The organism is Caballeronia sp. PC1 (genome assembly GCF_021353155.1).
Taxonomy (GTDB): Bacteria; Pseudomonadota; Gammaproteobacteria; order Burkholderiales; family Burkholderiaceae; genus Caballeronia; species Caballeronia cordobensis.
In genome coordinates this window covers 1,272,060-1,289,688 of the sequence record NZ_JAJUBH010000001.1, presented here as the reverse complement: position 1 = coordinate 1,289,688, position 17,629 = coordinate 1,272,060, and the positions used below count along the sequence as shown (strand labels likewise).

The window sequence follows — 17,629 nt, the reverse complement described above, 5'->3', positions numbered from 1 at the left end:
CGTCGAGCGCAAAAAAAGCGCGCCGGGTGTGAGCCCGGCGCGCTTCGCTTTTGGGGATGACGTTTATTGACCGACCGTCGCCGCCGATTTCACCGCGCAGGTCACGTCGAGCGTGGATTTGTCCGCGAACGTGAGGGTGAGGGGAATCGTCGAGCCGACCTTGAGCGGCTTGCCCGGTTCTTCGAGCATCAGGTGATAGCCTTTCGGCGCGAAACTCAGCGTGCCGTGCGCGGGCACATCGACGGATTCGACATGCGACATCGTCGCCGTGCCGTTCTTCGTTTCCGACTTGTGCATCATCGCCATGCCAAACGCGGGCGTTGCGGCGGCGGTGATCGTCGCGGGCTTGTCGCCGTTGTTCGCGACGGTGAAGTAGCCCGACGAAGGCAGATTCGGCGGCATCGCGCGAACCCAGCAGTCGCGGGCCTCGAGCGACGCGGCCTGAGCGAAGGAAGCGCAGGCGAGCGCGCCTGCGAGTACAGCGATCTTTTTCATTCTGTTCTCACTTGACGGTGAAGTTGTAATGACCTTGCGTGCGATGCCCGTCCGCCGCGACCGCGGTCCATTGCACCTTGTAGACGCCCGGGGCGAGATCGCCGAGCGCGACGCTCATGTGCTTCTTGTCGTTGGCGTCGACGATGGATTTCGCCGTGTTGACCTGCGTGCCCTGAGCATTGGTGACGATGAGCTTGCTGAAGGTCGGTTCGAGCGCCTCGCCGAAGTCGATCGCGACTTCGTGCGGTGCGCCGACAGTCGCACCGGGGCCGGGGTTTTGAATCTTCGGCAACGCATGCGCGAACGCGAGTTGCGCCGAGCCGATGAATGCGAGGGCGAGCGCGCCGCGCATGATCGATGATGAAAGCATGATGTGTCCTTGCGTGCCCGAAGCCGTTCGGTCATCGAGCGATGTGTGCGAAGTGCAAATGGAAGGCGTGTGTGCGCCCGTGCGACTCAGGCGACAGCGGGCGGGGCGCGCGGTTGCGCAAAGGCAAGCCACGCGCGACGCGGCGCGTCGGCGCGCAAGGGCGCAGCGAAAACCTCGCGCGGCGAGAATGTGAAGCCGGCCGTATCGAGCGACGAGGGCGGTGTGGGCGCGTGCGCGATGAGGTCGCAGTAGTCGCATGCCCGCAGATGATCGGCGACGCCGTGTTGCGGATGCTGCGGCGCTTGTGCGTTCGTCGCGCATACCGAAGCGAGCAGCGATTCGATGCGTGCATGTTCGAGCGTCTGCGATGCGGCGGGCGCGAGCGAAAGCAGCAGCATCGCGCATAGTGCCGCGAACCCGCCGATCTTCCTCATGATGCTCCGACGCAATTGCTGCATGCCGCGCTCGATACGATGATGAACGAACGATTATGCCACGCGTGTTTCGATGCACTTCGGCGCGCAGCGCGATGCTTCGACGCAGCCTCGCTATCTTTCTTCGCTTCGAAGCAAACGAGGCATTGCGCCCAACTAAGCGATGGCTTATAATCTTTTCTTCGACGGACGCGGGGTGGAGCAGTCTGGCAGCTCGTCGGGCTCATAACCCGAAGGTCGTAGGTTCAAATCCTACCCCCGCAACCAACACCGTCCAGCATCACATCGAAAAGCCCGGTCAAGCCGGGCTTTTTGCTTTTCATCGCCGTGATATCGACGCCTTCGACACCCCCCGCCGAAGTCGCATTTGCACCGGTTCATGGCCGACTCGCACGTGGCCGCATCGCATGCGCATGTCAAAATCGCGAAGATGCGGCGCTGCATCCCCACGCGCCCACTCAATCCAGGTACACGCAAAAGGAGTCGCCCGCTCATGGACATTCCACACGTTCTGCAGGCCATTGCGCATCAGGAGCGCACGCTCGTGTTCCCGCAGTTCCATGCCGACCATGCATGGCAGATCGGCACGCAATTGCGCGAGATGGCGCTGGCGCGCGATGCGGCCGTCGTGATCGACGTGCGCACGTTCGGCCGCAAGCTCTTCTATTTCGCGCTCGACGGCACCACGCCCGACAACGCGCGCTGGGTCGAGCGCAAGTCGCGCACCGTCGAGCATTTTCACCGCAGCTCCTATGCGCTCGGCCTCGCGCTGCAGCAGGCCGGGACGACGCTCGCCGAGAAGTACGGTCTTCAAACCGCCGAGTTCGCCACGCATGGCGGCGCGTTTCCGTTGCGCGTCGCAGGCGCGGGCGTGATCGGCTCGGTGGCGGTGTCGGGACTGCCGCAGCGCGACGATCATCAGATGGTCGTCGAGGCACTGTGCGCCGTGCTCGGCGAAAACTTCGGCAAGCTGTCGCTCGGACACGAGTGAAGGCCATCGCTTCGAACGACAAGCGACAAACGACGAACGACAAACGAACGAATACGACAACACGATGCGCTCAACCGCTTATGTGCTCCTCGCCATCGCGATCGTCGCGGAAGTCATCGCGACGTCCGCGCTGCGCGCCTCCGATGGCTTCACGCGCGCGCTTCCCGCAGCCATTGTCGTGGTCGGATACGGGCTGTCGTTTTATCTGCTGTCGCTGACACTGCGCGCGCTGCCCGTCGGCATCGTGTATGCGGTGTGGTCGGGCGCGGGCATCGTGCTCATCACGCTCGTCGCCGCGCTGCTCTTCAAGCAGACGCCCGATTTGCCCGCCATGTTCGGCATGGGCCTCATCGTCGCGGGCGTCGTCGTGCTCAATGCGTTCTCGAAAATGAGCGCGCACTGAAGGCGCGCCCGGTCGCGCTCACTTGCAGCGCACGATCATCGAGCGATTCTTGACGTTCGCCGAGATCACGTTGCTGATGCCGCCGCCGGTCGGGCCGCCTTCCTCGTTGTCCTTCGAGACGATGTCGTAGCCCGTCGCGCCGCATTTCTTGCCGGCGAGCACGTAGCAGCTTCCCCAGCTCGATCCGGCATCCGCGCCGCTGCAGTTGACGGCGTAGCCGGTCTGTCCGTCAGGCAGATTGATGAGCGATGCCTCGTTCGACGACGCACACGCGCCCAGGCTCGCGAGCGCGACGGCAGCCGCGCCCAACGCGAGCGCGCGCAACGACACGAAACGCGAAACGGCGCCGCCATGCGCGACGCGTGCGGAGATACGGCGCATGCGCCGACCGGGTTGCTTCATCTTTACCTCGTGAGATCGAATGGCGATGCGCGCCGCCCGTCGCGGCTTCGCGGCGAGGGCGCTTTTTGAGATGTGCATTGTCCCATACGCGGCTTACGCGACACGTAAGCGGATGTTAGCGGCGGCTTCGGGCGCGCCACTTGCGAAAGCAAAAGGCACACGCCCGCATGCGCCCATCTTGGCCGATGAACTATTTTCCGGATCGCGCGCCTTATTTCATTGCACTTCCGGTTGGAATTGCCAGTCCGGAGAACCACGAAACCGCGCATGCGGCGCGCACGAAAAGGGAGAGAAAGACATGGCGGAACGAGTCACGGGGCCATATCGAGGGTATTACATCAGCGCTTCGGCGCGGCTCGTGCAGACACAAGGCGAAAGCGGAAGCGATGGCGGAGCGCCGATCTACGTCGGCTCAGTGAGTCTCGCGCGCGGCGGACCGGACGACGTGCATCGCTTCGAGGCGCTCGTCGATCTCGGACCCGAGCAGCGCTTCGCGACCGAAGAGGAAGCGCTGGAACATGTGGAGCGGGCGGCGCGCGAGTACATCGATCGATTGCTGCACTCGACATGATGCGCCCCATTCATCTTCGGCACGCGGTGCTGTACGACGTCGCGAATTGCCTCATCGATCTGTTTCCGAGCGGTGCCGACGTCGCGGAAATCGGCCACGAGTCGGCGCCCGCGCTGTTCGTGAGTTGGCGCACGGGCGGCGTGGCGAATCATCCCGGCAACATCGCGTGGGGCGTGCATTACCGCTTCGACGCGCAAGTGCTGCGCGACTATCCGCATCTGCCCGAAGCCGCGCGCGACCGCGTCTGCGAACGCGTGCGCGACATGAGCCGCCTGCTCGACTTCAATTACGCCGATCCGCTGGCGAGCTCGCTGCTCGTCGTGGATGTCGACGAATCCGTTCTCGCCGCTTAGGTCGCCGCGACAGGCGAGGTGCTGGACCGCACGGCGCGAGCGCGAGTACCATAATCGCCGAATCGATTGGTGCGATCGTTTGCGGCGCCGCAAACAGACTCGCCTCGGTGACGCAACAAGCGCTTGAACGTAGCCGGCCGCCACGCCCAGCAACGAGACAATCATGAATATTCGATTCCTCCCGGACGCGCCCGATTATCGCGATTCCAACCTGACCGTCGAATTCGCCGCGCTCGTCGATGGCAGACGCGTGCCATGCGCGATATCGGTGGAGGCGCTGGAAGATCATTTCGGCGCGCAGACATATGACAGCGCCGGCTGGATCGGCGCGTTCGCTGCAGCACGTCCGCATATCGAAGCGGTGGCGCGCGAGCACTTGCGCGTGACCAACGGCATGCCCGTGCTGCTGAAAAGCGGCCATTTCCCGCCGGGCCGCGTGACCGTCTGATGCGTCGATCGCGTCATTAACGCAGCGCGGCATTCTTCTTCTTACACGGCCGATGTAAGACCTCCATCGCGCTGCTCGTCCTATCGCTGCGGGAGATGTCGCGCCGTCTTCCGCGCGATCGCGCAACGGAGTACCATCCCGATAACACGCCGTACGCGATGCGATTCGCTCGGCACATTACTTGCTCAACGGCATGCGCTGTCCAGAGCAACCATTATAAAAATCGCGCGGGGTCGTCATGCTTCAATCCTTTGTTCACTCGCTTATCGAGTCCAATGCGCTATGGCTCATCTGGGCAGCCGTCGGTGTGCTGATTCTCGGCTTTTGCATCGTGTTCGCGTCGGTCGTGCTGCGCGAATCGGACGAGCCGCTTTATCGCGCTGCATCGCGTCGCGACGACGACAGCAAGATGACCGTCTGAGCGCGCGCGCACGCGCCGCCATTTGACTTCGAGAGGGGCGCTGCCGACAATGCCTCGCATGGAACCGCAGCAGCGGCGCACCGAGCAAAGACGCGAGCAGCGTCACGCGCTGCGCGAGCGCATACTTGAGGTTTCGCGAGCGATCGTGAAGCGCGAAGGGTTCGCATCGCTCTCGATGAGAAAGCTGGCCGAGGCCATCGACTATTCGCCCGCCGCGCTCTATCTTCATTTCAGGAGCCGCGGCGAGATCGCGCGCGCGTTGCGCATGGAAGGGCACGCGAGTCTTCATGACGCGTTTCTCGCGCAGGCGACGATCGCCGATCCGGCCGCGCGGCTGAACGCGATGGCGCGCACGTATGTCGAATTCGGGCTGGCCGAGCCCGAGACGTATCGGCTGATGTACATGGAATCCGCAGTGTGCGCCGAGCCCGACGCGAACGGCGCCGGCCGCGTGGACAAGGCGGCCGAGTCAGGCGCGGCGACGCTTTCGCTGATCGCGGACGCGTTCGTCGAGTTGCGCGCGGCCGACCGGCTGCCGCCGCACGCCGCGCCGCTCGCCTGCGCGGAAGGGCTGTGGGCGAATCTGCATGGCATCGTCGCGCTGAAGCTGAATGGCGCGCCGTTGCCGGAGACGCCGGCCGCGACGCTCGTCGAGTTGTCGCTCGATGCGTGGTTCGCGCCGGTCGACCGAATTGAAGCGCGAGGCGCCGAACCTCGAAACCGACCCGACACTTCAACACGATGACCACCGAAGACATCCGTATCGACACCGCCAACGGCATCGGCTTCATTGCGCTCGATCGTCCGAAGGCACTCAACGCGCTGACCCCGCCGATGCTGCGCGCGATCAGCGAGGCATTGCGCGCCTGGCGGCACGATCAGGCGATCCGCGCCGTCGTCGTCTACAGCCCGCACGTGCGCGCGTTTTGCGCGGGCGGCGACATCCGCTTCCTCTACGAGTCCGCGAAGGCGGGCGAGCGCGACGCGATCGACGCGTTCTTCATCGACGAATACAAGCTCAACCACGCGATCTTCACGTTCCCGAAGCCGTATGTCGCGGTGATGAACGGCGTGGTGATGGGCGGCGGCATGGGCATTTCGCAGGGCGCGCATCATACCGGCGGGCTGCGCATCGTCACGCAGTCGACGAAGATGGCAATGCCCGAGACGCGCATCGGCCTCTTTCCCGATGTCGGCGTGAGCTGGTTCCTCGCGCGCGCGCCGGGCGCGATCGGCCGGTATCTCGCGGCGACCGGCGCGAGCCTCGCCGCCGCCGATGCGCTCTATGCCCGCATGGCCGACGCTTATCTCGACGATGGCGCGTTGCCGGGCCTCGTCGAGTCGTTGCGGCATCAGCGTTTTCTCGATGGCGTGGAGATCGTGCGCTTCGTGCAGACCGAAACGACCAAGCACAAGGTCGCGCCGATCCCGGAGAAGAGCGAGCTCGCCGCCGCGCGCACGATGATCGACAAGCATTTCGCGGCGGGCAATGGCGCGTCGATCATCGCGTCGCTGGAGCGCGAAGCCGACAACGGCAACGACTGGGCGAAGCGCACCGCGGCCGAGCTGCGCGAGCGCTCGCCGCTTTCCGTCGATATAGCGCTGCAGCAGGTCGATCGCGCGAAATTCTCGACGATGGCCGAGACGCTGCGCCGCGATCTCGATCTCACGCGCACGACGTTCGAGCGCGGCGACGTGCTGGAGGGCATCCGCGCGCGCATCGTCGACAAGGACAACGATCCGCGCTGGAAGATCGCGCGCGCCGAAGACGTCAACGCCGCGGATGTGGATCGCATGTTCGAAAGCGCGTGGACGCCGGCGGCGCATCCGCTGCGGCTTTTGAAGGACTGAAATGACGAAGCGGCCCGAGCGGGCCGCTTTTCGATTCGAGCGCTCGTCGCGGCTCAGCGCGAGTCGCTGCCCGCCATGAAGGCGCGCATGAAGACGAGCGCGCCCCAGCCCCAGATCGCATTGGCGATGAAGCTCGGCGCGAGGCGCGGCAGCATGTTGCCGCTCGGCCAGATGCCGCGCGCCGGGTCGATCACGAACGCGCCGACCGCCGTCAGCACGATGCCGCCGAAGACGAGTGCGCCGATCCACGGCGCGCTGTGATCGGGTGCGACGCGCAGAAGCCACGCCATCAGGACGGCGAAGACCGAACTCCACAGCGCGTTGGCGATGAATTCGGGAATGCCGAGCGGCAGGAACGGCGTGGTGGAAAAGCCGGCCGGATCGACGAGTCCCGCCGCGTGCAGCAGCGCCAAAGTCGATTCGCGAAAGAACAGCGCGGCGAGGAAACCAGAAACGAACGGCAGGATGACTTTTTGCATTGGCTGGACCGCCTGGAAGCCGAGGGCGCGGTGCTCTCCGATTATCGAAACGAGCGCCATTATAGTGGCGTCGCGCGCGTTTCCTGGCCGCTTGGTTGCCATGGCCGCGCTATTTCGCGATCGCGTCGCTCGCCGGACTGTGATGCAGCATGCGGTCGCTGTTGGGCGGCGGGCTGGGTTTCTTGACGGGCATGTTGTCGGGATTGTCGGGGCGCGTCGCGCTCGCGGACGGCGCGCCGGGGGCGCTCGGCGGTTTCACCATCGATGCGGTGTCGTCGGGGCGGGTGGTTTGGGCGTGGGCGGGGAGGGTCGTCAGGAGCATCAATGCTGCTGCCGCGAGAGGGTGCCGAATCATGGTGGTCTCCGCGAGGGCGAGACCTGAGTGGCGTGCATCCGGCGTGCCCGGCAGGGGCTTGAAATGCAAAAAGCCCAGTCGAATGACTGGGCTCAGACTGCTGACAAAGCCCAGGCTCTTGCCAGGGTTTTGTCGTTAAATGAGCGTCATGCTCAAGAACTCGTGTCCAAGGACCACTTGCTGCGCAAGATCGATGCGGCGGTGGATTTCGTCGCGACCGCGTTCGATCTGCTTTGCCGCCGCTTGCTAGCGGTATTCGTCAATCTCCACGGTCCCGCCGAGCGACTCCATCATTGTGCGGATGTCATCCGGGACGTCTGGTTCGCGATTGCCGCTCTCATTGTTCCAGTAGCACCAAAATCTTACTTCTACGCCTTCGCGGGCAAGCAGGTCACGAAGACCTGGCCGTGACAAGTTTAGGCGTTCGGCAAGATAGCGTAGATGGGGTTCGAGTTGATCACTAAGAACAAACAATTTGCTTCCAACGCCCCATAGACCGACTCGCCCCGGCGTGCGGCTTGGTCGACCGGATGGTGTAATGAAGTACTGGCCTTTCGAAATCGCCGTGTCCGGCTCAACGCCAAAATAGGCGGTCCAGAATGAAGGCGTTACTGAATCACCCATTACATGAAACGTCGCGTGTGCGAGTTGATGCTCACTCATCAGAAATCCCTGTTAGTTGGCCCAGTCATGGAAGTTGGCGACAAAATTGCCATTGAAATAGACATCGCCGTTGTCATGCCAAATAACGTTATCCGCCGGTCCGAGGCCATTATCAGGTTTGAAGTCGTGAAGGATATCGCCAAACCTTTTGTAATCGTAGCCAAGCATCTTCGCTGCGAAGCGCGGATTATTTGTGCTCGCTGCAAGTTGCTCAGCATCGCCGCTCAGGTCGCTCGGTACATACTCGAACGGCTCCGCATTACTGAGCAACGAGCCGCCGTCACTGTCGTCGGCACCTTCGAAGCTCTTGAGCATCGAATCGCCGCCGCTTTCGTCGTCCGAACCCGCACCGCCAGGCACGGCCCCGGCGCCTGCTTCGGTAGCGCCCAGCCAATCGAAACCGCTGCCGCCTCCGCTGATCGCGCCACGCGAGCCGGATGCGAAATCGCGCACTGAATCAAGGCCCGAGGCGAGCATATCGGAACCAAAGCCCGATTCGCCTCTGGCGCGTTTGAGCGCCGCGAATTCGTGCAGGTCCAAGACTTCGTCGTTCCTGGCTTTGAAGCAGACGCCGCCGCCTCGTTTCGGCCAATACTGCGGCGCATACCACTTGTACACCTCTTGCCCGCTCCACCAGTATCGTTGGCGATTGATGGCGGGCACGAGGCGGCCATCCTGAACGGCGCGGCGCAGCACGCGCGTGATGCCGTCACCATCGACCGGAACATCCCGACTCGATACCCGCAACTCATGACGGATGAAATCGACATACTGGCGGAATTCGGTACTCAGGTAAGTGCTGCGTCGATCGATGCGCGGCCGAAACAGCCGGTCGAAATCCCGACGGTCCTGCTTAATCTGCCTCTCTTGCTCTGTCTGCTTATCCTCGCGCTCTTCGTAGGACAGATCCCCGTATGGGTGAGTGCGCCACATAAACCAGTCGATCTGATGAAATTCACGCCGAGTCATCAGCGTGCATTGCCAGCCGAAGCCGCCTGACAGCGGCACATACAGCGCATTGAACGAGCGGCCCCATTTGGGAAACGCCATGTCACCTCCATATTTGACAGGATTGCTAATTCTAATAGGCGGCAATTTGCTGTCAGTGGAGGCGTCCCAAAAACGAAGTAGTCGAAACCGGACTAATCGCTGAGAACGGAGCGAAGAGCGACACGCCCGGGCGCATCGCGACAGCGCGCGGGTCCCGCAGCCATACGTCGGAATAAGGACTGTGGTTGTAAATCTGCGAAGACGAAAGAAGCAGTCGACAATTGACCGGATCCGTTCACAACGTGGTTACGCAAGAGCCATAAAGCAAAAAGCCCAGTCGCGATGACTGGGCTTTTTGCTTAAATTCTCTGGGGTGGCTGATGGGACTCGAACCCACGACGACAGGAATCACAATCCTGGACTCTACCAACTGAGCTACAGCCACCACTGTTACCGCGATCTCGACTGCTTCAGAACAGCAGCAGCAATCGAGAAGCGAGATTATACGAACAAAGATTGCGCTTGCCTAGTCCCTTTGAGCATCTTTTTCCGACGCACGCGCCATCACGATTCGATTGCTTCGACGGCCTCGCGAAGATGACCGCGCGCCTCGTCGAAAATGCCGAGATCGCCCGTGGCGAGGCGGCGGCTGTCCGACAGCACGCGACGCCATCCGCGCGCACCCGGCACGCCGCGATAGAGCCCGAGCGCATGCCGCGTCACCGCGCCGAGATACGTGCCGCGCGCGAGTTCATGGCGCGCATAGTCGATCAGCTCCGCTTCGATTGCTTCGCGCGAGGGAACCGGCGTATCGGCGCCATAGAAGCGCGTGTCGACGCCCGCGAGCACGTACGGATTGTGATAAGCCTCGCGCCCGAGCATCACGCCGTCGACGTGCTTCAGATGTTCCTCGACTTCGTCCAGCGTCTTGATGCCGCCGTTGATCGAAATCTCCAGATGCGGGAAGTCGCGCTTCAGCCGATAGGCGTACTCGTACTTGAGCGGCGGAATCTCGCGATTCTCCTTCGGGCTCAAACCTTTGAGGATCGCGTTGCGCGCATGCACGATAAACACCTCGCAGCCGGCATCGGCGATGGTGCCGACGAAATCGCGCACGAACTCGTAATCCTCGACCGTATCCACGCCGATGCGATGCTTGACCGTCACCGGAATGGACACCGCGTCGCGCATCGCCTTCACGCAATCCGCGACGAGTTGCGGCTCTTTCATCAGGCACGCGCCGAATGCGCCGCGCTGCACGCGTTCCGACGGGCATCCGCAGTTCAGATTGATTTCGTCGTAGCCCCATTGCTCGCCGAGCTTCGCGCTTTTCGCGAGATCGGCCGGCTCGCTGCCGCCGAGTTGCAGCGCAACGGGCGCTTCGGCGGGCGTGAACGCGAGATGGCGCGCGACATCGCCGTAGAGCAGCGCGCCCGTCGTCACCATTTCCGTGTAGAGCCATGCGTGGCGCGACACGAGCCGGTGCAGGGACCGGCAATGGCGGTCGGTCCAATCCATCATCGGAGCGACGGATACGCGGCGGGGGCTGATCTTCGATACGGCTGACATGAATGACGGCGGCCGCGCTTTCGGGCGAACCACTTGAATCTGAAGGGGAATCCGCAATTTTACCGCAGCGCGGCAGTTCGGTCGCAAGCACGCGCCTCCGGCGCAAACGCAAACCGCCGCGCGCCCACCGTGCTAGCATTTTCAAACCACCCCGAAAAGACGACATGGGAGGCAGCTATGGCTACTTTGGCGATCGACGGCGTGCGCTGGACCAATGACCGCGTGACCAGCGTGCGCTGGGGCAGTTTCGATCCGGGCACGAACGCGTGGACCACGCCCACCACCATCGTGGATGTCCAGCAGGTCGTGGACGCCATCAAGAGCGGCAAGGAAGTCCGCACGCTCTTCATCCTGGGCGGCCGCAGCTTCCTCGGCCCGAAAGTCGCCGCGCTGCCGTATGCGAACGGACATATCGGCATCGAGGCGCGCGTGCAGGACGGGCAGATCGAGAAATCGCTCGAAGACCTGCCAGCCGTGTGAGCCGCCTGCGGAGGACGCGCGGAGACAAGCGTTGAATCGAGAACAGGCGCTCCGGTTCGAGACCGAGTTCATGCCGCGCATCGCCGAGCGCGTGACGCGTATCGTCGGTCACGGCGTGCGCGTCGCCATCCTTCCGTATGAAAGCCCGCTCGTGCCCACGCGCCTGCACGTGAGCGCCGGCCGCGCACCGGGCGAGGGCAAGGATGAGGACGACGGGCACCGGCATGTCTATCGCTGTGCGCTCAACGTTTTCCTTACCTGGGACGACGAGGAAATCGAGCGTCTGCTCGGCGCCGGCGGCGAGGTCCGTTTCCTGCGCTATCTCGATGCAATCGCAGCAAAGCTCGACGCCTGGCAGGGCGCGCGCGAAGTCGATCTCGCCACGCGCTCGCAAGCGGAACCGTCGGTGCTGTTCGGCGGTCTGGACTTCGAAGCCTGATCACGGCGGCCGGCTGCCGCCCCTTAGCGCCCGTTCAGCCGGCGCATCGCATCGCCGGTGCATGCACATCGCGCATCGCCGGCCGGGCGCATCAACGTGAACGAGGAGGTCGGTATGGCATCGTCGAATGAAGGCAATCTGCGCGCATTCGTGCAGACCGCGGAACAGGCGGGCGGCTTCGTCTGGGTCATCGCGCTCGTCGATTTCAACGCGCGCGAAGTCAAACGCGCCATGGTGTCCGAAGAGAATTTCGCCACGGCCGACGCGGCCCGCGACGCGGGCAACGATCGCCTGAAAGGGATGTCGAACGACCGCTGACCGTCACGGCGCGCGCTCGAGACGCACTCACTTGGTTGCGATCACCATCGAATCCGGTCCCGCCAGGGGTTCGACGCGCGCCGTCGCAAAGCCGGCTTCCTTCATCCACGCGCAGCATTGCGCGCCGGTGTAGTCGAAGCCGCCCGGCGTCTCGATGAGCATGTTGAGACTCATGAGCAGGCCGAACGCGTTCCGGCGGCGTTCGTCGTCGATGATCGCGTCGTACACGATGAGACAGCCGCCCGGCGGCAGCGCGGCGTGGCATTTCGCGAGCAGTTCGAGTTTTTGCGTCAGGTTCCAGTCGTGGAGGATATGGCCCATCACGAGCACGTCGGCCGAAGGGCAGGCGTCCGCGAAGAAGTCGCCGGGATAGAAGTGCAGCCGGTCCTGCAAGCCGTGCGCGGCGACGTAGTCCTCGAAAACCGGGCCGACCACCGGCAGGTCGAAGCCGCCGCCCGTCAGATGCGGATGCGCCAGCGCGACCTGCACGGGCAGCGCGCCCTGCGCCGCGCCGATATCGATGAACGTGCGGTACTCGCTCCACGGAAACTGCCGTGCGATCGCCTGGGCCGCGCCCATGCTGACGCCGCTCATCGCCTGAAGAAAGCCGCGCAGTCGCACGGGATCGCTATAGAGCGCTTCGAAGAGATTGCCGCCGTGCTTCGCTTCGTTTTGCGGCAAACCGGTGCGCAACGCCTCGGTGAGCGATCCCCAGAACGGATAGAGACGCGCGTTCGCCATCTCCAGCAGTCCGCCGACGTACGAGGGCTTGTTGCGGTCGAGGAAGAAACCGGCATCGGTCGCGTTCGCGTAGCGGCCGTCTTCGCGCGTGAGCAGATCGAGCGCGACGAGCGTATCCAGAAAATCGAGCTTCGCACGCGGATGCAGTTCGAGCGCCTGCGCGAGTTCGTCTGCGGTGCGCGGGCCGTTCGCCAGTTCGGTGAACACGCCGAGCGCGACCGCGGAGAGCAGCGCCTTCGACGCCCAGAAACCCATGCCGATTTGCAGCACGCGCTGCGGATCGAGGCTGGCGTTCGTGGAATCTTGCGCGTCCTGCATGATGCGCCTCCTGTCGAAAGTACGACGAATGGCGGTTCGATTAACCTGTAGGCAAGCCTGAAGGTCTGCGTAACTCTAGGTGGCGCGCGTGCCGGGTTCAAGCCGATATGTGGCCGGTGACACTCAGCGAGAACGTTCGATGTTTTCGAACGTGTGCGCCGGGCGCATCGTACGGCAGGGCGCGAAAGCGCACCCATAATGCTTTCACACTGATCAACGTTCACAAGGAGAACGTCATGAATCGCTTCGAAGGCAAGACAGTTCTGGTCACTGGTGGCAACAGCGGCATCGGTCTCGCGACGGCGCAGGCATTCGCCGCGGAAGGCGCGCGGGTCGTCATCACGGGTCGCGACGAAAGCTCGCTCGCGACGGCGCGCGAATCACTCGGCGCGAACGCGCTCGCAATACGCAACGTGACCGGCACGGTCGAAGCGGCGCGCGAACTCGCGCAACGTCTCGCCGATGCGAATGTCCGGCTCGACGCGGTGTTCGTCAACGCGGGCGTCGCCCGGTTCGCGCCGTTCACCGACATCGACGAACAGGCCTGGGACGAAACCTTCGCCATCAACGTGAAGGGGCCGTACTTTCAGATTCAGTCGCTCGTGCCGCTTCTGAACGAAGGCGCATCGATCGTGCTGAACGGTTCGATCAACGCGCATATCGGCATGCCGATGTCGTCGATCTATGCGGCGAGCAAGGCGGCGTTCGTGTCGTTCGCCAAGACGTTGTCGGCGGAGTTGCTGCCGCGCGGCGTGCGGGTGAACGTGGTGAGTCCGGGCCCGGTCACGACGCCGCTGCACGATAAGCTCGGCCTCGCCGACGAAGCCGCCGCGCAACTGCGCAGCCAGATTCCGCTCGGCCGCTTCGGCAAGTCGAGCGAAGTGGCAGCGACGGTGTTGCATCTCGCCGCGCCGGAATCGGGCTTCATCGTCGGCACGGAGATCATCATCGACGGCGGCATGAGCCAGCTTTGAGTCCGGCGTAAAGGCGGCGCACAATCGCGCGAGGCGACCACACGGGCCATCGGCATGAGCGAAAACGAAGAGCGCGAAAACGTAGAGCGCGACAGCGCAGCGGCCGCACGGGAAGCGCGCTACCGGCGTTACGAAGCGGCGGGCGAAACCTCGGTTCGCGCGGACCTCGACGAAGCCGTCGACGGCGATCCGGAAGCGCCGTTCAAGCGCGCCTGGCTGCGCCGCAAGGAAGCGGCGCGTCAGGACGAGCAGTTTCGCGCGATGTTCGCCTCGGTGACATCGGCCAACGACGCCGCGCAACTGGCGCGTGATTCGGCGCAGGCGTCGCGCCGCTCGGCCTTCTGGACGATGATCGCGGCGCTCGCTTCGGCGATCGGCGTGATCGTCAATGCGGCCATCGCGCTCGGCTGGCTCGACTGGCTGCGGCGTTAGCGCACGATGCGCACGGCGGGTTGCAATTCGCCCCAGCCGACGAGGATCTGCTGGATGCTGCGCGCATAGGCATCGCGATGCTTCGGCGATTCCGAGTGATACGCGCCGATGGCCTGCCACGTGTTGCCGTACTTCACCATCTTCTGCTTCAGCAGCCACGCGGCGACGAACACGTTGACGCACGGATCGGTGAGCGCGCGATGCGGAATGCCATGACGGGCGAGATCCGAGAAATGGATGGAGTTGATCTGCAACTGGCCGACATCGATCGAGCCGTTTGCGTTGCGGTTGACGGCGGCGGCATCGCCTTTCGATTCGCGCCACGCGACTGCGCGCAGCACGAGCGGATTGACGCCCTGATAGGCGCCTGCCTGCTCGAAGCAGTCGTCGGCGCGGGCGGCGCTCGCAAAGAGCGCGGCGCCCGTCAGCACGCAGGCGGCGAGAACGCCGAAGGCCGGATGGACCATGAACGTGACCCCTACTTGAGATGAGCGGGCGCGGCTTACTGCGCGAGCGCGGTATCGATGCGAAGCTCGACGTCTTTCAGATAGATGCGCGATTCGTCGGACACCACGAGGCGCGGTTCGGGCGCGCTGCACTTGCAATCGACGGCGCGGCGCGTTTTCTTCGTTTTCTTGTTCGACGCCCGGGCGGGCGGATCGTCGTCGCTGGCCGCGGGCGGCAGCATCGCGAGCGTGGGCAGGGGCGGGTAGACCTTTTGCACCGCGGGCCCGAGCGCGGCGAGCGTTTGCACGGAGGCGGGCGCGCTCACGTCGAGCGGACCGGCGAAGGCGCTTGACGCCAGCAACAGCCCGGCGGCGATGGGAAGCAGGCGGGAGATTCGGCGCATGGCGTCAGCCTCCCTGCGTCGGCTTGATCGACACGCTGTACGGCTGTCGCGCGCTCGCGGTCAGGTTTTCCAGGCTGAGCCTGACCGCGTGTTTCGCCGGCACGCCTTTCCAGATCGCCTGATTCAGGTATGGAAAATCCTGCGCGAGCGCGGTGACTAGAATCGTCGTCGGCTGTTTTTGCGCGGCGGCGAGCGCGCCTGCTTTCGCGAGGATCGCGCTCAATTGCGGATCGCGCGCGCCGAGGGCGTCGGCGGGAATCTCGAAGCGCAGGATGTCGGCGCTGATCGCCGATTTATCGGTCTGGGCCGTGCTGGCCGCGGGCATCGGCGCGCAGCCGGTAACGGCGATGGCGACGGCGATGGCAAAAAGTGACGCTGCCCACTTCACTGGCATCTCCTGATTGAGTCATGGCGATATGCGAGTTGTCGGCGCGGGTTCGCGCGACTTGATAGCCGCGCGCAAACGTTTCGCCAAATAGCAAGACTTGACTCAGAAGACGCCGTTTCGAGAAATCGGCGCGCGCAAATCGGGATGACCGGCGTGGCGCCCTTGCCGATATGTCGGTGGCGTGACGCTCAGATGCGCCACCACGCGCCGACGCTCGGCTCGGCATCGAGCGCGCGAAGGAAATCGGCGGCGAACGCATCGGCGGCGAGCTGCCATTCCTGCGAGCCTTCGGCGAGATCGTCAGGGTTCTTCAAACCGCGCGCGTGACGGATGACGGCGACCGTTTCGGTCAGGGCGGCGAGGGAGTCGAGGGTGTGCGAGTTCATACCGCGGTTATCGGCGCAAAGGCCGCCGGCTTGAGCCTCGCGTTTCATAAAACCGTCACGCCTTCTTCTTCCCATGCCCCGAAACAAGCGCCCCTGCATCGCGTGACAGCCCGAACAGGTCCAGCACGCCGACGAGACCCACGAACGCCACGATCAGAAACGCGATGCTGAAATCCTCCGGCCCGATGGTCTGCGCATTGTGGCCGTGGATCCACTCGCCGATGCGCAACGCGATCGCGCCGATCGCGACGCCGATGCCCATCGTCATCTGAAAGAGCGTGCTGGACAGCGCCGATGCGCCGCTCATCTGCGATTTCGGCACGTCGGCGAAGGAGAGCGTATTGAGCGCCGTGAATTGCAGCGAGCGCGACAAGCCGCTCGCAAACAGCACGACGGCGATCACGAGCGTGGGCGTCGACGGTGTGAGCAGGCTCATCGCGGCCAGCGAGAGCGCGGCGATCACGCCGTTGACGATCAACACCGGACGGAAGCCGAAACGCCGCATTACGGGCGTCGTCACGAGCTTCATCGACAGATTGCCCGCGAACACCGCGAGCGTCAGCAAGCCGGATTCGAACGCGTTCATGCCGAAGCCGACCTGGAACATCAACGGCAACAGGAAAGGCGCCGCGCTGATGGCGATGCGAAAGAGCGAGCCGCCGCCCATCGCCACGGCGAAGGTCTTCACCTTCAGCGCCGACAAATCCACCACCGGCTGCGCCGCACGCCGCAGATGCCGCCACGACGCGACGCCCGCCACCACGCCCACCGCGGCGAGCAGGCCGATGCGCCGCCAGTCGGCATCGCTGCGGCCGATCAACTCCATCGCATAGAGCAGCGTCGTGCAGGCGATGCCGCAGAGCGCGAAGCCCGGCAGATCGAAGCGGCGCTTCGCGTCCTCGCGCACGTTGTCGATGTAGCGCAGCGTCAGCAGAAGGCCGATGAGACCGAGCGGCACGTTCAGATAGAAGATCCAGCGCCACGACGAATATGTCGTGATGAAGCCGCCGAGCGGCGGGCCGATCACCGGCGCGACGAGGCCCGGCCACGTGATGATCGCGATCGCGCGCATCAAGCCTTCCTTGGGCGTCGCGCGCAGGACGGCGAGGCGTCCGACCGGCACCATCATCGCGCCGCCCATGCCCTGCAGCACGCGCGCCGCGGCGAAGGCGGGCAGGGTCGAGGTGGTCGCGCACAACACGGAGGCTGCCGTGAATAGGGCGATCGCGCTGGCGAACACCGTGCGCAGGCCGAAACGGTCGGCGGCCCAGCCGGAAATCGGAATGAAGACGGCGAGCGTGAGCAGATACGCCGTGATGCCGAGACTCATGTCGGCGGGATGCACGCTGAACGAGCGCGCCATTTGCGGCAAGGCGGTGGCGATGATCGTGCCGTCGAGGTTCTCCATGAAGAAGGTCGCGGCGACGAGCATGACGATGAGCGACGAGCCCGTGTTCTTCTCGCGGACGCTTGTGGGCGGCATCGTCGGGCGCTCCTCTTCGTGTGGT

The 17,629-nt window shown here is 64.2% G+C and carries 28 protein-coding genes and 2 tRNA genes; 14 read left to right on the top strand and 16 right to left on the bottom strand.

Going from position 1 to position 17,629, the window contains the following annotated elements; all coding sequences use genetic code 11:
- Positions 1–63: 63 nt before the first annotated feature.
- The 3 genes from LY284_RS06195 to LY284_RS06185 form a co-directional block, all read right to left on the bottom strand.
- Complete coding sequence (locus LY284_RS06195) at positions 64–495, bottom strand: copper chaperone PCu(A)C (RefSeq protein WP_014191187.1); 432 nt, start codon at positions 493–495, stop codon at positions 64–66.
- A gap of 7 nt (positions 496–502) precedes the next feature.
- The gene (locus LY284_RS06190; RefSeq protein ID WP_014191188.1) at positions 503–865 is read right to left on the bottom strand and encodes a copper resistance protein CopC; all 363 of its coding nucleotides are present in this window, start codon (positions 863–865) and stop codon (positions 503–505) included.
- An 86-nt stretch (positions 866–951) separates the two neighbouring features.
- Complete coding sequence (locus LY284_RS06185; RefSeq protein WP_231927718.1) at positions 952–1,299, bottom strand: DUF2946 domain-containing protein; 348 nt, start codon at positions 1,297–1,299, stop codon at positions 952–954.
- 190 nt (positions 1,300–1,489) lie between these two features.
- Between LY284_RS06185 and LY284_RS06180 the strand changes: the two genes are divergently transcribed.
- The 3 genes from LY284_RS06180 to LY284_RS06170 all read left to right on the top strand — a co-directional run bounded on the left by LY284_RS06180 (position 1,490) and on the right by LY284_RS06170 (position 2,693).
- Positions 1,490–1,566, top strand: a tRNA-Met gene (locus LY284_RS06180).
- A 226-nt stretch (positions 1,567–1,792) separates the two neighbouring features.
- A complete protein-coding gene (locus LY284_RS06175; protein WP_014191190.1) occupies positions 1,793–2,290 on the top strand; it encodes a heme-degrading domain-containing protein in 498 nt (165 codons plus the stop codon).
- Between the two features lie 64 nt (positions 2,291–2,354).
- Positions 2,355–2,693, top strand: a complete 339-nt coding sequence (locus LY284_RS06170) for a multidrug efflux SMR transporter (protein WP_014191191.1) — start codon at positions 2,355–2,357, stop codon at positions 2,691–2,693.
- An 18-nt stretch (positions 2,694–2,711) separates the two neighbouring features.
- Here LY284_RS06170 and LY284_RS06165 read toward each other — a convergent pair whose 3' ends face one another.
- Positions 2,712–3,095 carry a hypothetical protein gene (locus LY284_RS06165; protein WP_014191192.1) on the bottom strand — a complete coding sequence of 128 codons (384 nt, stop codon included), beginning with the start codon at positions 3,093–3,095 and terminating at the stop codon, positions 2,712–2,714.
- A 298-nt stretch (positions 3,096–3,393) separates the two neighbouring features.
- On the opposite strand from LY284_RS06165, the gene LY284_RS06160 reads away from it, so the two are divergent.
- The 6 genes from LY284_RS06160 (at position 3,394) to LY284_RS06135 (ending at position 6,739) form a co-directional block, all read left to right on the top strand.
- A complete protein-coding gene (locus LY284_RS06160) occupies positions 3,394–3,666 on the top strand; it encodes a hypothetical protein (protein ID WP_014191193.1) in 273 nt (90 codons plus the stop codon).
- Positions 3,663–4,019: a hypothetical protein gene (locus LY284_RS06155; RefSeq protein ID WP_014191194.1), complete on the top strand. Its 357-nt coding sequence runs from the start codon at positions 3,663–3,665 to the stop codon at positions 4,017–4,019. The genes LY284_RS06160 and LY284_RS06155 overlap by 4 nt, the downstream gene beginning before the upstream one ends.
- A 163-nt stretch (positions 4,020–4,182) precedes the next feature.
- Positions 4,183–4,467 carry a DUF1488 domain-containing protein gene (locus tag LY284_RS06150; RefSeq protein WP_014191195.1) on the top strand — a complete coding sequence of 95 codons (285 nt, stop codon included), beginning with the start codon at positions 4,183–4,185 and terminating at the stop codon, positions 4,465–4,467.
- A 238-nt stretch (positions 4,468–4,705) separates the two neighbouring features.
- Positions 4,706–4,888, top strand: a complete 183-nt coding sequence (locus LY284_RS06145) for a hypothetical protein (protein ID WP_041730329.1) — start codon at positions 4,706–4,708, stop codon at positions 4,886–4,888.
- A gap of 58 nt (positions 4,889–4,946) precedes the next feature.
- Complete coding sequence (locus LY284_RS06140; RefSeq protein ID WP_014191196.1) at positions 4,947–5,633, top strand: TetR/AcrR family transcriptional regulator; 687 nt, start codon at positions 4,947–4,949, stop codon at positions 5,631–5,633.
- Positions 5,630–6,739: an enoyl-CoA hydratase/isomerase family protein gene (locus LY284_RS06135; RefSeq protein WP_014191197.1), complete on the top strand. Its 1,110-nt coding sequence runs from the start codon at positions 5,630–5,632 to the stop codon at positions 6,737–6,739. Before LY284_RS06140 ends, LY284_RS06135 begins: the two co-directional genes overlap by 4 nt.
- 53 nt (positions 6,740–6,792) lie before the next feature.
- Here LY284_RS06135 and LY284_RS06130 read toward each other — a convergent pair whose 3' ends face one another.
- The 6 genes from LY284_RS06130 to dusA all read right to left on the bottom strand — a co-directional run bounded on the left by LY284_RS06130 (position 6,793) and on the right by dusA (position 10,795).
- Positions 6,793–7,218: a hypothetical protein gene (locus LY284_RS06130; protein ID WP_014191198.1), complete on the bottom strand. Its 426-nt coding sequence runs from the start codon at positions 7,216–7,218 to the stop codon at positions 6,793–6,795.
- A gap of 109 nt (positions 7,219–7,327) precedes the next feature.
- A complete protein-coding gene (locus LY284_RS06125; protein WP_041731017.1) occupies positions 7,328–7,573 on the bottom strand; it encodes a hypothetical protein in 246 nt (81 codons plus the stop codon).
- A 246-nt stretch (positions 7,574–7,819) separates the two neighbouring features.
- The gene (locus LY284_RS06120; RefSeq protein ID WP_309243192.1) at positions 7,820–8,197 is read right to left on the bottom strand and encodes a DUF4279 domain-containing protein; all 378 of its coding nucleotides are present in this window, start codon (positions 8,195–8,197) and stop codon (positions 7,820–7,822) included.
- Positions 8,198–8,248: 51 nt separating this feature from the next.
- Positions 8,249–9,286, bottom strand: a complete 1,038-nt coding sequence (locus LY284_RS06115) for a hypothetical protein (RefSeq protein WP_231927719.1) — start codon at positions 9,284–9,286, stop codon at positions 8,249–8,251.
- A gap of 309 nt (positions 9,287–9,595) precedes the next feature.
- A tRNA-His gene (locus LY284_RS06110) sits at positions 9,596–9,671 on the bottom strand.
- 119 nt (positions 9,672–9,790) lie between these two features.
- Positions 9,791–10,795, bottom strand: a complete 1,005-nt coding sequence (dusA, locus tag LY284_RS06105; RefSeq protein ID WP_014191200.1) for a tRNA dihydrouridine(20/20a) synthase DusA — start codon at positions 10,793–10,795, stop codon at positions 9,791–9,793.
- A 177-nt stretch (positions 10,796–10,972) separates the two neighbouring features.
- Between dusA and LY284_RS06100 the strand changes: the two genes are divergently transcribed.
- The 3 genes from LY284_RS06100 (at position 10,973) to LY284_RS06090 (ending at position 12,032) form a co-directional block, all read left to right on the top strand.
- Entirely contained in the window at positions 10,973–11,275 is a 303-nt protein-coding gene (locus LY284_RS06100) for a hypothetical protein (protein WP_014191201.1), read from the top strand.
- A gap of 31 nt (positions 11,276–11,306) precedes the next feature.
- Positions 11,307–11,714 carry a DUF5594 family protein gene (locus tag LY284_RS06095; RefSeq protein WP_014191202.1) on the top strand — a complete coding sequence of 136 codons (408 nt, stop codon included), beginning with the start codon at positions 11,307–11,309 and terminating at the stop codon, positions 11,712–11,714.
- 114 nt (positions 11,715–11,828) lie between these two features.
- Positions 11,829–12,032: a hypothetical protein gene (locus tag LY284_RS06090; protein WP_041731021.1), complete on the top strand. Its 204-nt coding sequence runs from the start codon at positions 11,829–11,831 to the stop codon at positions 12,030–12,032.
- A gap of 27 nt (positions 12,033–12,059) precedes the next feature.
- Here the strand turns inward: LY284_RS06090 and LY284_RS06085 are convergent, their stop codons facing one another.
- The gene (locus LY284_RS06085) at positions 12,060–13,091 is read right to left on the bottom strand and encodes a methyltransferase (protein WP_045450461.1); all 1,032 of its coding nucleotides are present in this window, start codon (positions 13,089–13,091) and stop codon (positions 12,060–12,062) included.
- A gap of 236 nt (positions 13,092–13,327) precedes the next feature.
- On the opposite strand from LY284_RS06085, the gene LY284_RS06080 reads away from it, so the two are divergent.
- Both LY284_RS06080 and LY284_RS06075 read left to right on the top strand, forming a co-directional pair.
- Positions 13,328–14,065: an SDR family oxidoreductase gene (locus LY284_RS06080; RefSeq protein ID WP_014191205.1), complete on the top strand. Its 738-nt coding sequence runs from the start codon at positions 13,328–13,330 to the stop codon at positions 14,063–14,065.
- A 54-nt stretch (positions 14,066–14,119) separates the two neighbouring features.
- Positions 14,120–14,497, top strand: a complete 378-nt coding sequence (locus LY284_RS06075; RefSeq protein ID WP_014191206.1) for a hypothetical protein — start codon at positions 14,120–14,122, stop codon at positions 14,495–14,497.
- On the opposite strand, the gene LY284_RS06070 is transcribed toward LY284_RS06075, so the two are convergent.
- From LY284_RS06070 to LY284_RS06050, 5 genes are all read right to left on the bottom strand, one after another.
- On the bottom strand, positions 14,494–14,964 hold the full coding sequence (locus LY284_RS06070) for a lytic transglycosylase domain-containing protein (protein WP_014191207.1): 471 nt from the start codon (positions 14,962–14,964) through the stop codon (positions 14,494–14,496). The two genes, LY284_RS06075 and LY284_RS06070, sit on opposite strands and share 4 nt — an antisense overlap.
- 35 nt (positions 14,965–14,999) lie before the next feature.
- Positions 15,000–15,347, bottom strand: coding sequence for a hypothetical protein (locus LY284_RS06065; RefSeq protein WP_014191208.1), 348 nt, complete (start codon positions 15,345–15,347; stop codon positions 15,000–15,002).
- Between the two features lie 4 nt (positions 15,348–15,351).
- On the bottom strand, positions 15,352–15,741 hold the full coding sequence (locus LY284_RS06060; protein WP_014191209.1) for a hypothetical protein: 390 nt from the start codon (positions 15,739–15,741) through the stop codon (positions 15,352–15,354).
- A 182-nt stretch (positions 15,742–15,923) separates the two neighbouring features.
- Positions 15,924–16,121 carry a hypothetical protein gene (locus tag LY284_RS06055; RefSeq protein WP_041731022.1) on the bottom strand — a complete coding sequence of 66 codons (198 nt, stop codon included), beginning with the start codon at positions 16,119–16,121 and terminating at the stop codon, positions 15,924–15,926.
- A 55-nt stretch (positions 16,122–16,176) separates the two neighbouring features.
- The gene (locus LY284_RS06050) at positions 16,177–17,604 is read right to left on the bottom strand and encodes an MFS transporter (RefSeq protein ID WP_014191210.1); all 1,428 of its coding nucleotides are present in this window, start codon (positions 17,602–17,604) and stop codon (positions 16,177–16,179) included.
- Positions 17,605–17,629 lie beyond the last annotated feature (25 nt).

Coding starts and splice junctions, on each gene's coding strand:
- LY284_RS06135 (WP_014191197.1), top strand. CDS start 5,630: ATGACCACCGAAGACATCCGTATCGACACCGCCAACGGCATCGGCTTC.
- LY284_RS06115 (WP_231927719.1), bottom strand. CDS start 9,286: ATGGCGTTTCCCAAATGGGGCCGCTCGTTCAATGCGCTGTATGTGCCG.
- LY284_RS06160 (WP_014191193.1), top strand. CDS start 3,394: ATGGCGGAACGAGTCACGGGGCCATATCGAGGGTATTACATCAGCGCT.
- LY284_RS06070 (WP_014191207.1), bottom strand. CDS start 14,964: ATGGTCCATCCGGCCTTCGGCGTTCTCGCCGCCTGCGTGCTGACGGGC.
- LY284_RS06120 (WP_309243192.1), bottom strand. CDS start 8,197: ATGGGTGATTCAGTAACGCCTTCATTCTGGACCGCCTATTTTGGCGTT.
- LY284_RS06080 (WP_014191205.1), top strand. CDS start 13,328: ATGAATCGCTTCGAAGGCAAGACAGTTCTGGTCACTGGTGGCAACAGC.
- LY284_RS06195 (WP_014191187.1), bottom strand. CDS start 495: ATGAAAAAGATCGCTGTACTCGCAGGCGCGCTCGCCTGCGCTTCCTTC.
- LY284_RS06055 (WP_041731022.1), bottom strand. CDS start 16,121: ATGAACTCGCACACCCTCGACTCCCTCGCCGCCCTGACCGAAACGGTC.
- LY284_RS06075 (WP_014191206.1), top strand. CDS start 14,120: ATGAGCGAAAACGAAGAGCGCGAAAACGTAGAGCGCGACAGCGCAGCG.
- LY284_RS06140 (WP_014191196.1), top strand. CDS start 4,947: ATGGAACCGCAGCAGCGGCGCACCGAGCAAAGACGCGAGCAGCGTCAC.
- LY284_RS06150 (WP_014191195.1), top strand. CDS start 4,183: ATGAATATTCGATTCCTCCCGGACGCGCCCGATTATCGCGATTCCAAC.
- LY284_RS06125 (WP_041731017.1), bottom strand. CDS start 7,573: ATGATTCGGCACCCTCTCGCGGCAGCAGCATTGATGCTCCTGACGACC.
- LY284_RS06170 (WP_014191191.1), top strand. CDS start 2,355: ATGCGCTCAACCGCTTATGTGCTCCTCGCCATCGCGATCGTCGCGGAA.
- LY284_RS06185 (WP_231927718.1), bottom strand. CDS start 1,299: ATGAGGAAGATCGGCGGGTTCGCGGCACTATGCGCGATGCTGCTGCTT.
- LY284_RS06090 (WP_041731021.1), top strand. CDS start 11,829: ATGGCATCGTCGAATGAAGGCAATCTGCGCGCATTCGTGCAGACCGCG.
- LY284_RS06155 (WP_014191194.1), top strand. CDS start 3,663: ATGATGCGCCCCATTCATCTTCGGCACGCGGTGCTGTACGACGTCGCG.
- LY284_RS06175 (WP_014191190.1), top strand. CDS start 1,793: ATGGACATTCCACACGTTCTGCAGGCCATTGCGCATCAGGAGCGCACG.
- LY284_RS06130 (WP_014191198.1), bottom strand. CDS start 7,218: ATGCAAAAAGTCATCCTGCCGTTCGTTTCTGGTTTCCTCGCCGCGCTG.
- LY284_RS06190 (WP_014191188.1), bottom strand. CDS start 865: ATGCTTTCATCATCGATCATGCGCGGCGCGCTCGCCCTCGCATTCATC.
- LY284_RS06100 (WP_014191201.1), top strand. CDS start 10,973: ATGGCTACTTTGGCGATCGACGGCGTGCGCTGGACCAATGACCGCGTG.
- LY284_RS06165 (WP_014191192.1), bottom strand. CDS start 3,095: ATGAAGCAACCCGGTCGGCGCATGCGCCGTATCTCCGCACGCGTCGCG.
- LY284_RS06085 (WP_045450461.1), bottom strand. CDS start 13,091: ATGCAGGACGCGCAAGATTCCACGAACGCCAGCCTCGATCCGCAGCGC.
- dusA (WP_014191200.1), bottom strand. CDS start 10,795: ATGTCAGCCGTATCGAAGATCAGCCCCCGCCGCGTATCCGTCGCTCCG.
- LY284_RS06050 (WP_014191210.1), bottom strand. CDS start 17,604: ATGCCGCCCACAAGCGTCCGCGAGAAGAACACGGGCTCGTCGCTCATC.
- LY284_RS06145 (WP_041730329.1), top strand. CDS start 4,706: ATGCTTCAATCCTTTGTTCACTCGCTTATCGAGTCCAATGCGCTATGG.
- LY284_RS06065 (WP_014191208.1), bottom strand. CDS start 15,347: ATGCGCCGAATCTCCCGCCTGCTTCCCATCGCCGCCGGGCTGTTGCTG.
- LY284_RS06060 (WP_014191209.1), bottom strand. CDS start 15,741: ATGCCAGTGAAGTGGGCAGCGTCACTTTTTGCCATCGCCGTCGCCATC.